Origin of the sequence: Methylobacterium terrae, from assembly GCF_003173755.1 — a bacterium.
GTDB classification, from domain to species: domain Bacteria; phylum Pseudomonadota; class Alphaproteobacteria; order Rhizobiales; family Beijerinckiaceae; genus Methylobacterium; species Methylobacterium terrae.
In genome coordinates, this window is sequence record NZ_CP029553.1 from 718,412 (window position 1) to 731,862 (window position 13,451).

At 74.3% G+C, this 13,451-nt stretch carries 14 protein-coding genes; 9 read left to right on the forward strand and 5 right to left on the reverse strand.

The window, feature by feature from the left end; all coding sequences use genetic code 11:
- Positions 1–90: 90 nt before the first annotated feature.
- A complete protein-coding gene (locus tag DK419_RS03170) occupies positions 91–873 on the reverse strand; it encodes a transporter substrate-binding domain-containing protein (protein ID WP_109957809.1) in 783 nt (260 codons plus the stop codon).
- Between the two features lie 185 nt (positions 874–1,058).
- On the opposite strand from DK419_RS03170, the gene DK419_RS03175 reads away from it, so the two are divergent.
- Positions 1,059–2,786, forward strand: coding sequence for a methyl-accepting chemotaxis protein (locus DK419_RS03175; RefSeq protein WP_109957810.1), 1,728 nt, complete (start codon positions 1,059–1,061; stop codon positions 2,784–2,786).
- 9 nt (positions 2,787–2,795) lie between these two features.
- On the opposite strand, the gene moaA is transcribed toward DK419_RS03175, so the two are convergent.
- Complete coding sequence (gene moaA / locus DK419_RS03180; protein WP_425352630.1) at positions 2,796–3,845, reverse strand: GTP 3',8-cyclase MoaA; 1,050 nt, start codon at positions 3,843–3,845, stop codon at positions 2,796–2,798.
- A gap of 110 nt (positions 3,846–3,955) precedes the next feature.
- Between moaA and DK419_RS03185 the strand changes: the two genes are divergently transcribed.
- On the forward strand, positions 3,956–4,333 hold the full coding sequence (locus tag DK419_RS03185) for a gamma-butyrobetaine hydroxylase family protein (RefSeq protein WP_109957811.1): 378 nt from the start codon (positions 3,956–3,958) through the stop codon (positions 4,331–4,333).
- Positions 4,334–4,482: 149 nt separating this feature from the next.
- On the opposite strand, the gene DK419_RS03190 is transcribed toward DK419_RS03185, so the two are convergent.
- The 3 genes from DK419_RS03190 to DK419_RS03200 all read right to left on the reverse strand — a co-directional run bounded on the left by DK419_RS03190 (position 4,483) and on the right by DK419_RS03200 (position 6,899).
- Positions 4,483–5,112 (reverse strand): L,D-transpeptidase, encoded by a 630-nt coding sequence (locus DK419_RS03190; RefSeq protein WP_109957812.1) that lies wholly within the window; start codon positions 5,110–5,112, stop codon positions 4,483–4,485.
- Positions 5,113–5,316: 204 nt separating this feature from the next.
- On the reverse strand, positions 5,317–5,961 hold the full coding sequence (gene eda / locus DK419_RS03195; RefSeq protein ID WP_109957813.1) for a bifunctional 4-hydroxy-2-oxoglutarate aldolase/2-dehydro-3-deoxy-phosphogluconate aldolase: 645 nt from the start codon (positions 5,959–5,961) through the stop codon (positions 5,317–5,319).
- Positions 5,958–6,899 carry a sugar kinase gene (locus tag DK419_RS03200; RefSeq protein ID WP_109957814.1) on the reverse strand — a complete coding sequence of 314 codons (942 nt, stop codon included), beginning with the start codon at positions 6,897–6,899 and terminating at the stop codon, positions 5,958–5,960. The genes eda and DK419_RS03200 overlap by 4 nt, the downstream gene beginning before the upstream one ends.
- 458 nt (positions 6,900–7,357) lie before the next feature.
- Between DK419_RS03200 and DK419_RS03205 the strand changes: the two genes are divergently transcribed.
- From DK419_RS03205 to DK419_RS03235, 7 genes are all read left to right on the forward strand, one after another.
- Positions 7,358–7,612 (forward strand): hypothetical protein, encoded by a 255-nt coding sequence (locus DK419_RS03205; protein WP_109957815.1) that lies wholly within the window; start codon positions 7,358–7,360, stop codon positions 7,610–7,612.
- Positions 7,613–7,739: 127 nt separating this feature from the next.
- The gene (locus DK419_RS03210; RefSeq protein WP_109957816.1) at positions 7,740–8,078 is read left to right on the forward strand and encodes a hypothetical protein; all 339 of its coding nucleotides are present in this window, start codon (positions 7,740–7,742) and stop codon (positions 8,076–8,078) included.
- 101 nt (positions 8,079–8,179) lie between these two features.
- On the forward strand, positions 8,180–8,692 hold the full coding sequence (locus DK419_RS03215) for a MarR family winged helix-turn-helix transcriptional regulator (protein WP_109962100.1): 513 nt from the start codon (positions 8,180–8,182) through the stop codon (positions 8,690–8,692).
- Entirely contained in the window at positions 8,689–10,737 is a 2,049-nt protein-coding gene (locus DK419_RS03220; RefSeq protein WP_109962101.1) for an FUSC family protein, read from the forward strand. The genes DK419_RS03215 and DK419_RS03220 overlap by 4 nt, the downstream gene beginning before the upstream one ends.
- Positions 10,737–10,940, forward strand: coding sequence for a DUF1656 domain-containing protein (locus DK419_RS03225; RefSeq protein ID WP_109957817.1), 204 nt, complete (start codon positions 10,737–10,739; stop codon positions 10,938–10,940). Before DK419_RS03220 ends, DK419_RS03225 begins: the two co-directional genes overlap by 1 nt.
- A 12-nt stretch (positions 10,941–10,952) precedes the next feature.
- Entirely contained in the window at positions 10,953–11,921 is a 969-nt protein-coding gene (locus DK419_RS03230) for an efflux RND transporter periplasmic adaptor subunit (RefSeq protein WP_109957818.1), read from the forward strand.
- 116 nt (positions 11,922–12,037) lie between these two features.
- Positions 12,038–13,378, forward strand: a complete 1,341-nt coding sequence (locus DK419_RS03235) for an MFS transporter (RefSeq protein WP_109957819.1) — start codon at positions 12,038–12,040, stop codon at positions 13,376–13,378.
- Positions 13,379–13,451: the final 73 nt, after the last annotated feature.

Sequence of the window (13,451 nt, forward strand, 5' to 3'; positions counted from 1 at the left end):
GCTCCTCCCACGCCGTTGTCCCGGCGGTCGGTCCCCGGTGTAGTGAGCCGCGCCTACGCCCGTCAAACGGGCGTCGTCACCGGCGTGTCGTCACTTCGTGTCGAAAGGGATGAACTTCGCCCGGATGCGGTCGTAGCGCCCGTCGGCGACGAGCGCCGCGAGCGCCCGCTCGAACGCCTCGCGCAGGGCGCCGTCGCCCTTGCGCAGGCCGATGGCGACGCCCTCGCCCAGCAGCGGCTCGCCCGCGGCGACGTCGCCGGCGAGGCGGCAGCAGGCCTCGCCCTCGGGCCGGCTCAGAAAGGTCGCGAGATCGAGCTTGTCGCCCAGCACGAAATCGACCCGGCCGGCCCGCAGGTCGAGGGTCGCGTCGGCGAGGCTGTCGAAGGTGCGGATCTCGGCGCCCGGCACCCGCTGCTCGAGATAGGCGACCTGCGGCCCGTGCGCCGCCACCCCGATCCGGCGGCCCCGCAGGGTGGCCGGCGACGGGTTCGGCAGCGAGGTGTCCCGGCGCGCCACGTAGGCGAACGGGATGCGCAGGTAGGGTTTCGTGAAGGCGATGCGGGCGGCCCGCTTCGGGGTGGGCGCCATCGCCGCCATGATGGCGTCGTACTCGCCGGCCTCCAGCCCCTTGATGATGCCGTCCCACTGGTGGAGCACGATCGTGCAGGCGAGCCGGGCCTCCGCGCACAGGGCCTGGGCCAGCTCGACCTCCAGGCCCGCCGGCTTGCCGTCCTCGACGTAGTTGAACGGCGGATGGCCGCCCTCGGTGGCGATGCGCACCGGCGAGGGGAGGCCGGAGGGCGCCGGCTCGGCGAGGGCGGGCCCGGCGGCGAGCAGCGACAGGAGCAGGAGGCGGGAGAGCAGGCGGCTCATCCGGCGGCGGTCTCTCGTGGAAGGGCGGTGGACGGGGGGCGTCGAACCGGACGGGGGCGGACCCTGCCACGGCCGCGCCTGCCGACGCAACTCGTGCGTCATCGCGCCTCGCGAAACCGGGTCGGCGACGTTAACTCTGCGTCAGGGTTAACCGGCCTTTAAGCGCGGCGCGCTCTCATCCGGCCATGCGCCTGAGCTTCCGCCCGCCCCACCCGCCCCGCGACCGCGCCGACGCGGTCGAGATCCTGCCGCCGCTCGCCGTGGCGGAACCGGCGGCCGAGGGACCGGACCTCGGCACGGGCCGGGCCGGGCGCGACGCCGTCGACCGGGTCGAGGCCGAGCTGGTGCGGGCCGCCCGCGCCGTCGGCGTCGCCGCCCGGGACGGCTGCGCCGAGACCGCCGCCGCCGCCGCGGACGCGGCCGCCCTCGCCCGCGACCTGGGCACCCTGAGACACCGGGCCGGCGAGGCCGGCGCCCGCGGGCGGGCCCTGGGTGCCTCCGCCGAGACGCTGGCGGCGGAGGCCGAGGGGCTCTCCGGCGTGCTGGTGCAGGCCGGCCGCCACCTCGACCGCACCGACGCGCAGAGCCGGGTGCTCGAGGCCGAGATGGCGTCGGCCGCAAAGGACGCCGCCCGCGTCGTCGAGGCGGTGGCGACCCTGGCGCGGCAGGCCAACCGGCTCGCCCTCAACGCGACCGTCGAGGCGGCGCGGGCCGGCGCGGGCGGCGACCCGCTCTGGCAGGCGGCGGAGGAATTCAAGCTCCTGTCGGCCGACGCCGCCCGGGCGGTGGAGGAGGTGCGCATTCTGAGCCGCCGCCTCTCCGGCCCCGGCGCGGTGGCGATGGGCAGCGTCGCGACCTCGCTCGCCTGCCTGCGCCCGGCCTTCGCCACGACCGGCGCGGCGGCCCGGGCCCAGGCCGAGGCCGCCCGGCACCTCGCCGGGGAGGCCCTGGACCTCGCCGACGCCACCGACGACCTCGACCGGGACGCCGCGGCCGCGATTCTCGCGGCCGGCGAGGCGGCCCGGCGCATGGCGGCCGCCGAATCGGTCGGTGCCGGCGTCGCCGGGCTCGCCGGGGGGCTCGCCGGGCGCACCGTCGCGTCCCTGCGCCAGGCCGAGATCGGCGACCGGCGGGTCCACGACCGCTATCCGGTCGATCTCGCGGCGCGGGTCGGCAACTGGGGCCTCGGGCGGGTGCTGGATCTCAGCCGGGGCGGGCTGCTCCTGACCCCGCCGGAGGGCTGCGGCGCGCCGGCGGGATCCCGCCTCTCCCTCGACGTGCGCGGCATCGGCCGGCTGCAGGTGCAGGTCGCCGGGGCGAGCCCGCGCGGCCTGCACTGCGCGCTGGCCGATCCGGCCTCCGAGGCGCGGATGCGCGACGCCCTGGTGGCGGTCGAGGAGGAGAACCGGCCGCTGATCGCGGCGGCGCGAGGGGGCGCGGCGGCGGTCGGCACGGTGCTGGAGCAGGCGCTCGCCGAGGGCCGGCTCGCGCACCACGCCCTGTTCGACACGAGCTACCGCCCGGTCGCCGGCATCGAGCCGCCGCACTACCTCACCGCCGCCGTGCCGGCCCTGGAGGACATCCTGCCGCCGATCCTCGAGCCGCTGCTGCTCGCCGATCCGCGCACGGCGTTCTGCTTCGCGGTCGATCGCAACGGCTACGCCCCGGTCCACAACCGCGCCCAGGCCCAGGCGCCGCGGGCCGGCGACCCAGCCTGGAACGCGCTCCACGCCCGCCAGCGCCGGCTCTACGACGACCGGATCGGGCTCAGCGCCGCCCGCTCGACCCGGGCCTTCCTGGTCCAGGCCTGCCCGCAGGACGAGGCCGGCCGGCCGCCCCTGCGCGAGGTCGCGGCCCCGATCCGCGTGCACGGCCGGCACTGGGGGGCGCTGCGGATGGGGTTCCGGATCTGAGGGGGGCGTTCAGCCCCCCGTCGTGCTCATGTGCCGCGGCACCGCGGGCTTGGCCGCGCGGGCGATGACGAAGTCGTGGCCCTTCGGCTTGCGGGTGATCGCCTCCCTGATCGCCTCGGCCACCACGGCATCGTCGGGGGAGGCGCGCAGGGCCGCCCGCAGGTCGGCGGCGTCCTCCTGGCCGAGGCACAGGTAGAGCTGGCCGGTGCAGGTCAGGCGCACCCGGTTGCAGCTCTCGCAGAAATTGTGGGTGAGCGGCGTGATGAAGCCGAGCCGCCCGCCGGTCTCCTCCAGCCGCACGTAGCGGGCCGGACCCCCGGTGCGGTCCGGGAGCGGGGTGAGGGTGTAGCGCTCGGACAGGCGCTCGCGCACCACCGAGAGCGGCAGGAACTGGTCGACCCGGTCGGGCTCGATGTCGCCGAGGGGCATCACCTCGATCAGCGTCATCTCCATGCCGAGCCCGTGGGCCCAGTCGAGCATCGCCGGAATCTCGTCCTCGTTGACGCCCTTGAGCGCCACGGCGTTGATCTTGACCTTGAGGCCCGCCTCGCGCGCCGCCGCGATGCCGTCGAGCACGGTCGGCAGGTCGCCGCGCCGGGTGATCGCCCGGAACTTGTCGGGGTCGAGGGTGTCGAGCGAGACGTTGATGCGGCGCATGCCGAGGGCCGCCAGCTCGGCGGCGTGCTGGCGCAGGCGCGTGCCGTTGGTGGTCAGCGTCATCTCCTCCAGCGCCCCGGACGCGAGGTGGCGCGAGAGGTTGCGGAACAGCCGCATGATGTCCCGGCGCACCAGCGGCTCGCCGCCGGTGATGCGCAGCTTCCTCACGCCGCGCTCCACGAACACCGAGCAGACCCGGTCGAGCTCCTCCAGCGTGAGCAGGTCGCGCTTGGGCAGGAACGCCATGTCCTCCGACATGCAGTAGACGCAGCGCAGGTCGCAGCGGTCGGTCACCGAGACGCGCAGGTAGGTGATCGCGCGCTGGAACGGATCGATCAGCGGCGCCGGCCGCGCCGGCACGGACGCCGCCGGCATCGGATCGTCGGTACGGGGACCCCACATGCGAACACTATCCTCGGGACTTGAGGCTCTGGCGGCCGGACGTCAGCCTGCATATGAGCGCTCCCGGGATTACGGGCAAGTTGTGCCTTCAGGCGCAGGGAGACGCACCCATGACCGATGACGCGGATTGGCCGACCGAGATCCGGCTGTCGCGCGACAAGCGCACGCTCCACGTCGCCTATGCCGGCGGCGCGGCCTACGCCCTGCCGGCGGAGTACCTGCGGGTCGAGAGCCCCTCGGCCGAGGTCCAGGGCCACGCGCCCTCGGAGCGCAAGTGGCTTGCGGGCAAGCGCGAGGTCGAGATCCTGTCGGTGGCTCCGGTCGGCAACTACGCCGTCAAGCTCACCTTCGACGACATGCACGATACCGGGATCTACGCCTTCGATTTCCTGCGCCGCCTCGGCGAGGAGCAGGCGGCGCGCTTCTCCCGCTACGAGGAGGAACTGGCGACCCGCGGCCTGAGCCGGGAGCCGGCGCGGCGGCGCTGACGCGAGGCCGGCGGCGCGGGCCCCGTGCCGCCTCGACGAGAACGGGTCCGCGCCGGGGCTCGAGCGCCCGGCGCGGACCCGTTCGGGATCCAGGCGATGCCGTCGAACGGGGCCGTTCGACGGGTGCCGCAGGATTGTCCGTGCGCGCCTCAGCGCTGCACGATCACCTTCGTGCCGACCTTGGCGCGGGTGTAGAGGTCCATCACGTCGTCGTTGGTCATCCGGATGCAGCCGGAGGAGACGGCGGTGCCGATGGTCTCGGGTTCGTTGGAGCCGTGGATGCGGTAGAGCGAGCCGCCGAGATACATCGCGCGGGCGCCGAGCGGGTTCTCGGGGCCGCCCTTCATGTAGCGCGGCAGGTCGGGCCGGCGCCGGATCATCTGGGCCGGCGGGCGCCAATCGGGCCACTCGCGCTTCATCGAGATGGTCTGCGCGCCGCCCCAGGTGAAGCCCGGGCGGCCGACGCCGACGCCGTAGCGCATCGCCTGGCCGTTGCCGAGCACGTAGTAGAGCCGGCGCTCGGCGGTCGAGACCACGATGGTGCCGGCGCCGTAGGGGCCGGAATAGGCCACCGTCTCCCGCGGGATCGGGCTCAGCTTCGGCACCGAGGCGTCGAGGGGATCGACGGCCGCCGCGGCGGCGGGGGCCCGCACCGTCATGGTGAGGGGCTGGTCGAGGGGCTGGCGGGTGAGCGGGTCGATCTCGTAGGCGGCGGCGGGCGCCGCCCAGGCGGCGACGGCGCAGGCCAGCCCGGCCAGGGCGGGGACGAAGCGGCGCATAAAAGCCTCTTGGCAGGAAAGCTCGGGGGGAAGCGCGGGGCTGAGGACGGTGCGAACGCGACCGGCACCGTACGGCGGAACCAATGGCCAAGCCGTAAACGCCCACGTCCCAAAGCCAAGCTTAAATCCGGCGAAGCTTCGCGGTTGCGAGATCGGCGTTGTGCCCGCGCCACACCGTGGCGGCGCGGGCACGTTTCCGGTCCGTTACTGCAGCGCCGCGAGGGTGCGGCGGGCCCGCTCGGTGATGGCGGCGAAGTTGCCGGCGCGGATCTCGGCCTCGGGCGCGAGCCACGAGCCGCCCACCGCCGCGACGTTCGGGAGCGCGAGCCAGGCCTTGGCGTCGGCCTCGCCGATCCCGCCGGTCGGGCAGAAGCGGGCCTGCGGGAACGGGCCGCCCAGCGCCTTGAGCGCCGCCATGCCGCCCGCCGGCACGGCCGGGAAGAACTTCGCCACGGTGAAGCCGGCGGCGAGCACCTGCATCAGGTCGGAGGGCGTGGCGATGCCGGGCATGAACACCATGTCGCTCGCGGCCGCCGCCCGCAGGAGCTCAGGCGTCGCCCCGGGGCTCAGCGCGAAGCGGGCGCCCAGCGCGTGCGCGGTCTCGAGGTCGGCCGGGGTCAGCACCGTGCCGAGGCCGACCACCGCCTCCGGCACCTCGGCCATGATCGCCTTCGCGGCGTCCCGCGCCACGGGGGTGCGCAGGGTGATCTCGAGCGTGGTGATGCCGCCCGCCACCAGGGCGCGGGCGAGGGGAACCGCGTGGGCGAGCTCCGGCACGGTGATGACGGGGATCACCGGCGAGGCGGCGAGCAGCGCGTCGAGGCGGTGGGCGCGGGTATCCGTGGTCATGAGCGTCGTCCCAGGGCAGGGGTAAGGGGCAGGTCGGGCATCGCCGCCCGGGGGATCACGGCGCCGCGATGGCCGATGACCGCGCCGGCGAGGCGGTGGCCGCAGGACGCGGCCTCGGCGGGCGGGCGTCCGGCGAGGCGCGCCGCCATGTAGGCCGCCGCGAAGCTGTCGCCCGCCGCGGTGGTGTCGACGACCGCCTCGACGGGCGGGGCCTGCACCGTGACGTCGTCGTCGCTTGCGAGCACCCGCACGCTCGGCGGCGAGCCGCCGCCCTTCAGCACGATCTCGCAGCGGCCGTGATGGCGCAGCACCTCCTCCTCGCCCTCCCGGCCGTACAGCCATGCGAGGTCCTCGCTCGATGCGAAGATCAGGTCGGCCGCCGCCATCGCGTCGCGGAAGGCGGCCTGCGCCTTCGCCTTGTCGGGCCAGCCGCGGGGCCGGTAATTCGTGTCGAAGGCGACGCGCCCGCCCTTCGCCCGCACGGCCCGGCAGGTCTCGGCCAGCGCCGCCCGTCCGGCCTCGCCGTAGAGCGACAGGCTGATGCCGGAGGCGTAGACGAGGTCGTACCCCGCTAGAGCCGCCCGGGTCCCGGCGGCGCCGGGGCCGGAGAACAGGTCGCGGGCGGCGGCGCTGTCGCGCCAGTAGTGGAAGCTGCGTTCGCCGGATCCGTCGGTGCGGATGATGTAGAGCCCCGGCATCCGCCCGGGCAGGCGGCGCACCTGGCCCGTGCCGACCCCCTCGGCGGCCCAGGCCGCCAGCATCTCCTCGCTCCACGGATCGTCGCCGAGCGCCGTCACGTAATCGACCGCGACGCCGAGCCGGGCGAGGTAGAGGGCGGTGTTCAGCGTATCGCCGCCGTAGCCGCGCAGCAGGCTGCCGTCCGGCCGCTCGGACAGCTCCATCATGCACTCGCCGATGCAGGCGACCCTCGTCGTCATCGTGTCCGTTCCTCTGCCTGCCGCCCCGCGTGCGCGCTCCCCTCCCCCTTTCCGGGGGAGAGGGTGAGGTTGTGCCGCGTGGAACGTGGCGCTTCGTCCGGCGGCACGCCCACCTCCGGCTCCCTACCCCCCAAGGGGGAGACAGTGCGGTGCGGTGTCAACGCCCCGCCCTCGGCCCGCGCCTCGCTCGCCCGCGCGGTGAACTTTGTTCTGGGTTAAGTCTTGAACGATAGGGCCGGGGCGCTACAAGGTCTGCCCTAGCGTCGCCCGTCCGGGCGACGTCCGCGACGAACCCGCGACGGCTCCGGGCCGCCGCGGATGCCGAAGGCCCCCGAGCCCGTATCCCTGCCGCGGCCGGGATGGGCGGGACGACCGTTTCGAGACCGCGAGGCTGCCGCCGCTCACGCCAGACACCCGGGTTCGCCAAGACCCCACCCGTCTTCCGGAGTTCGTCCGACATGCCGCTCTACCGATTGCGCTCCATCGTCCATGACCGGGGCGCAGCCCTCTCGTTCCACGATCTGCCGGTCCAGGAACTGCCGATCGAGGCGCCGACGGTGCGCCACGCCGCCGCCCGCGTGCTCGGGCAGGCCGACACGATGTTCGGCGACCGGGCCGGAGAGGCCTGGCTCGTCGCCGAGGACGGTGCCCGGGTCTGGAGCCTGAGCCTCGATGCCCGGGAGACCGACGAGGTGGAGAGCGTCCTAGCGTAAGGCGTCCCGGTCTGAGGCGCGGCGTGCCTTGCTGGCGCCGCAAGCACCCCGCATCGGAACGGCCGCCCGAGCCTCGTGTCGAGTGTCTCGATCCGCCGAGTTCCCCGATGCCGAGTTCCCTGCTTCGATGAGAGTGCTGTTCCTCGGCGCCGCGGCCGCCCTCGTGCTGACCGCCGCGCCCGCCGCCGCCGACTGGCGCTACTGCCTCGCCCGCGGGCCCGCACGCACCGTCTACCTGTCGGCCCCGTTCTCGACCGTCGCGGCGATGCCCTCCCTCGACGCCGCCTTCGGCCGGATGCTCGACCGGACCCACCGCACCCACGATCCCGTCCAGTGCCCCCGGGCCGAGGACGCCGGAGCCCTGCGGGCGATGCGCCTGACCGCCCTGCGCTACAACCGCGAGGACGGCCAGACGGTGGTCGAGCTCGACTGGACGCCGGACCGCGACGCGGCCGGGAGGCCGTAACAGCCTCTTACACGCATAGCCGCCCCGCATCGGCCGCGCTTTCGGATAAATCGTTAGCATCCTATCTATGAGTCCGATCAACCATCGGCTCGCCCGACACGATGCGACGCGACCTCCTGCAATCCCTCACCCTGACCCTGCTCCAGGCCGGGCGCGTCTGGCGCCGGGCCGCCGACGAGGTCGTGACGGCCTACGGGCTGACCGAGGCGACGGCGCTGCCGCTGCTGCTGATCGGGCGGCTCGGCGGCGATCTGCGCCAGACGGCGCTCGCCGAGGCCCTCGGCGTCGAGGGCCCGAGCCTGGTGCGCCTGCTCGACCAGCTCTGCGAGGCCGGCCTCGTCACCCGCCGCGAGGACCCGACCGACCGCCGCGCCAAGGTGCTGCACCTGACGGCCGAGGGCCGTGCCCGCGCCGGCGCCATCGAGGCGCGGTTCGACACGCTTCGCGAGGCGGTCTTCACCAAGGTTGGCGACGACGACCTGCGGGCGGCCTTGACTGTGCTGCGCACGCTCCAGGCCGACGGCCCGAAGGGTGCGAGCCTCCGCCCGCCGGACGAGGGCGCAAGCCCGCCGCGCCGGGAGATCGAGGGGCCCACCACCGGAGGACGCTCCTGATGCTGCCCGGCTGGCGCCAGTGGCTCTTCGCCCTCAAGGTCAGCGGGGCGGCCCTCCTCGCCCTCGGCATCGCCCTGTGGGTCGACCTGCCGCGCCCGTACTGGGCGATGGCGACCGTCTACATCACCATGCAGCCGCTCGCGGGCGCCACCCGCTCGAAGGCCCTGTACCGGGTGGTCGGCACGCTGATCGGCGTCTCGGCCGCGGTCGTGATGGTGCCGCCGCTCGTCGCCTCGCCGGAGATGCTGACCCTGGCGCTGGCCCTCTGGACCGCCGGCTGCCTCTACCTCTCGCTCCTCGACCGCTCGCCCCGGTCCTACCTGTTCATGCTCGCCGGCTACACCGCGGCGCTGATCGGCTTCCCGGCGGTGACGGCGCCCGAGACGATCTTCGACACCGCGGTGTCGCGGGCGGAGGAGATCACCCTCGGCATCCTCTGCGCCTCGCTGGTGGCGAGCCTGGTCTTCCCCGAGCCCGTCGGCCCGGTGCTGGCCTCCCGCGTCGGCGCCTGGCTCCAGGAGGCCGGCCGCTGGACCGGCGACGTGCTGTCGGGGGCCGGCGAGGCGCCGGCGGTCCGGGCGCGGCGCCTGCGGCTCGCCGCGGAAGCCGCGGAGATCGACGCGCTCTCGGCCCATCTCGCCTACGACACCTCGGCCCAGAGCCGGGCGGCGCCGCTGGTGCAGCTCCTGCGCGGCCGGATGCTGATGCTGCTGCCGATCCTCTCCTCCCTCGCCGACCGGATCGCGGCGCTCAAGGGCCTCTCGGGGCTGACGCCGGAGCTGCGCGGGCTTCTCGCCGACGTCGAGGCGTGGTCGGCGGCCGGGGCTCCGGCCGTCGAGGCCGACGCGCTCCTCGCCCGCATCGAGGCCGCCGACCGCCCGCTGCCGCCGCACGCCGCGTCGCAGGCCGGTCCCTTCTGGACCGCGCTCGTGCGGGCGAGCCTCCTCGACCGCCTGCGCGAGCTCGTCGCCATCGGCCGCGACTGCCGGGTGCTGCAGGAGGGCATCGCCCGCGGCAGCGGCCGCTCGCGCGCGCCGCTCGCCTTCGCGGGCGAGTTCGGCGGACGGGCCCCGCGCCACCGCGATCACGGCATGGCCCTGCGCTCCGCCCTCGGCGCCTTCCTCGGCACGGTCGCCTGCGTGGTGGTGTGGATCGCCACCGCCTGGCCCGACGGCGCCACCGCGGCGATGATGGGCGCGGTGCTGTGCTGCATGTTCGCGACCCAGGACGATCCCGTCCCGGCGATCCTGAGCTTCGCCACCTGGACCGGGGTCGCGGCGGCCGCGATCGGGGTGCTGCTGTTCGGCGTGATGCCGCTCGTCCACGACTTCGTCAGCCTCGCCCTGGTGCTGGCGCCGGGCCTGATCCTGTGCGGCCTGCTGATGACCTCGCAAAGGACCCTGCCGGTGGGCCTCGCGCTCGGCGTCAACGGCAACGCGCTCCTGGCGATCCAGGACCGCTACACCTCGGAATTCGGGGCCTACGTCAATTCGGGCCTCGCCCTCGTCGGCGGGATCTGGATCGCCGCCCTGGTGACCCGGCTGGTGCGCTCGGTCGGGGCCGAGCACGGCGCCCGCCGGCTGATCGCGGCGAGCCGCGCCGACCTCGCCCGGGCGGCGCGCCGGCGCGGGCGCGGCGACCGCACCGCCTTCGCCCACCTGATGCTCGACCGCCTCGGCCTCCTGGTGCCGCGGCTCGCCGCCGCCGGGCCCGACAGCGATCTGTCCCGCATCGACGCCCTGGCGGCCCTGCGGGTCGGCATGAACCTCGTGTCCTTGCGCCGCGCCCGCCACGGGCTGGCGGCCGACGAGGTCGCGGCCCTCGACGACGCCCTCGACGCGGTGGCGAGCCACTACGAGGGGCCGCGCGGCCCGGCCTCCGCGGCCCTGCTCGCGCGCATCGACGCGGCCCTCGCCCGGATCGGCGCGCAGGCCGCCGGCGCGGGCCGGCGCGACGCGCTCCTCGGCCTCGCGGGCCTGCGCCGCGCCCTGTTCCCCGAGGCGCCGCCCGCCGGCGCCCCGATCCTCGCGCGGGAGGCCGCCTGATGGCCGACATCGACCTCTACGGCGTCTTCGTGCCGGCCCTGCTGGTCTGGGCGGTGGCCGCCTTCCTCGTCAACCTGGGCTTGCGCCGCCTGATCGGCGCGCTCGGGCTCTACCGCCTGGTCTGGCACCGGGCGCTGTTCGATCTCTGCCTCTACCTCGTGTGCCTCGGCGGCGTCGTGTCGCTCGCCGGCCGCCTGACCTGAAGAAACCGGATCATGACCCGCGCGCTCGCCTTCCTCGGCCGCTTCGCCGTCACCGCCGTCATGCTGGTCCTCGCCCTCGTGGTCGGGACCGCGCTCTGGGACTACTACCTCGAGGCCCCCTGGACCCGCGACGGGCGGGTGCGGGCCGAGGTGGTCGGCGTCGCCCCCGACGTGTCGGGCCTCGTGCGCGACGTCGAGGTGCGCGACAACCAGGAGGTCCGGCGCGGCGACGTGCTGTTCCGCATCGACCCCGACCGCTTCGGCCTGGCGCTTCGCCAGGCGGACGCCGTGGTGGCCGGCCGCAAGGCCACCCTGGTCCAGGCCGAGGCCGACCTCGCGCGCTACCGTCAGCTCAGCGACAACGTCGTGTCGCAGCAGAAGCTGGAGGCCACGCTCGCCGCCGAGCAGGGCGCGCGCGCGGCCTACGACCAGGCGGTCGCCGACCGCGACCTCGCCAGGCTCAACCTCGACCGGTCCGAGGTGCGCGCCTCGGTCAACGGACGCATCAGCAACCTCGAATTGCGTCCCGGCGCCTACGTGGCGGTCGGCAAGGCGGTGATGGCGCTCGTCGACGGCGACACCCTGCACGTCCAGGGCTACTTCGAGGAGACGAAGCTCGACCGCATCCATCCGGGCGATCCCGTCACCGTGCGGCTGATGGGCGAGGACCGCGACGTCACCGGCAGGGTCGAGAGCGTCGCCGCCGGCATCGAGGACCGCGAGCGCTCCGCCAGTTCCACGTTGCTCGCCAACGTCAACCCGACCTTCGCCTGGGTGCGCCTCGCCCAGCGCGTGCCGGTCCGCGTCGCCCTCGACGCGAACGTCGACCGCGACCGCCTGACCGTCGGGCGCACCGCGACCGTGGTGGTGCACCCGCGCGGCGAGCGGCCGGAGATCCGCCCCTTCGAGGGCTTGCGCCATCTGGGCCTGCGCGACGGCTGGGAGGCGCTGAAGACCAACCTGCAGGTGAGCCGTCGCTGACCGGCGCGCCGCCGCGCGACCGATTGCGATACCGATAACACTTCCGCCCCGGCCGTCACCGGATTAAGCAGCGCCACCAAGACGTGACGACCTCGACGCGGCCGGGAGGAGGCCCCATGGCACATGCACAGCACGACGCCCTCGGCACCGATGCTCTCGGCATCGGCACCATCAGGACGATCACCTGGCGGTTGATGCCGCTCCTCGGCCTGATGTACCTGATCGCCTATATCGACCGGCAGAACGTCTCCTACGCCAAGCTGCAGATGGTGGGCGACCTGGGGCTCAGCGAGGCGGCCTACGGCTTCGGCGCCTCGCTGTTCTTCCTCGCCTACTTCCTGTTCGAGGTGCCCTCGAACGTCATCCTGGAGCGGGTCGGCGCCCGGGTGTGGTTCACCCGCATCATGGCGACCTGGGGCATCATCACGATCCTGCTCGGCTTCTCGACCGGGCCGGTGATGTTCTACGTGCTGCGCTTCCTCCTGGGCGCGGCGGAGGCCGGGTTCTTCCCCGGCGTGCTCTACGCGCTCACCCTGTGGTTCCCGCAGGTCTTCCGCGGCCGGATGGTCGGCTGGTTCATGATCGCGAGCGCGCTGGCCAACGCCGTCGGCGCGGCGATCGGCGGCGCGCTGCTCGACCTCGACGGCCTGCTCGGCTACCGCGGCTGGCAGTGGGTGTTCATCGCCACCGGCGTGCCGGCGGTGCTCCTCGCCTTCGTGGTGTTCTTCATCCTGCCCGACCGGCCTTCGGCGGCACCCTGGCTCGGGGCCGACCAGAAGCGGTGGCTCGCCGACACCCTGGCGCGCGAGGCCGCCGACACCCCCCACACCGACCACCACAACCCGTTCCGGGTGCTCGCCGACATCCGCGTGGTGCTGCTCGCGCTGCTCTACGTCGCCTTCCCGCTCGCGGCCTACGGCCTGAGCTACTGGCTGCCGACGGTGGTGAAGGGCTTCGGCGTCTCGAACACGATGAACGGCTTCATCAACATCATTCCGTGGATCTGCGTGGCGCTGGCCCTGTGGTGGGTGCCCCGGCACGCGGCGCGCACGGGCGAGACCACCTGGCACATCGCCGGCCCGGCCCTCGTCGGGGCGCTGGGGCTCGTCCTCAGCGTGGTGCTGCCCGGCGACGCGGTGAAGTTCGCCTGCCTGTGCGTGGCCGCCGCCGGCATCTTCTCGGGCCAGCCGGTGTTCTGGTCGCTGCCGCCGACCTTCCTGCGTGGCGCCACCGCGGCGGCCGGCATCGCGATGATCAACTCGGTCGGCAACCTCGGCGGCTTCATCGCCCAGAACGTCGTGCCGTGGATCCGCGACGTCAGCGGCAGCACCCTCGTGCCGATGCTGTTCCTCGCCGCCTGCCTCCTCGTCGGCGTCGTGATGGTGTTCGTGGTCCAGGGCGTCCTGCGCCGCCGCACGGTGGCCGAGGCCGGGGGGCTCGCGCCGGTGCGGCGCTGAACGCCGATGATCCCTTTCTCGGGCCGGATCGGTCCGAAAAAGGGATAACGCTTCTGCCGTCAATGGTCTGACG